Annotated in this window: 1 pseudogene; it reads right to left on the bottom strand. The window is 67.7% G+C overall.

Annotated elements, in window-relative coordinates:
* Positions 1–134 (bottom strand): annotated as a pseudogene (locus FMEAI12_RS40315) (transposase); the annotation flags it as partial.
* Between the last annotated feature and the right edge of the window lie 67 nt (positions 135–201).

Here is a 201-nt window from a genome sequence, read left to right as displayed (position 1 = left end):
TGAGCGAAGGAGGCGGTGAACTGTCCGGCCCGGTCACGGACCAGGAACTGGAAGTCGGCCGCCCGGTTGCCGAGGTCCATGAGGAGGTTCCGGGCTTGTTGGGTGGTCCACGGTCCGTCCGGGTGAGCGGTGACCTGCGCGTTTGCTCGCCGGACAGGGCCTGTGTCGGGCAGGCTGGATGGTCATGGTGTGGTCGCTGCT

It is taken from the genome of Parafrankia sp. Ea1.12, assembly GCF_900465275.1.
In the GTDB taxonomy this organism is placed as follows: domain Bacteria; phylum Actinomycetota; class Actinomycetes; order Frankiales; family Frankiaceae; genus Parafrankia; species Parafrankia soli.
Note: the sequence above shows the minus strand (reverse complement) of the source record. Positions and strands in the feature narration are given on the sequence as shown.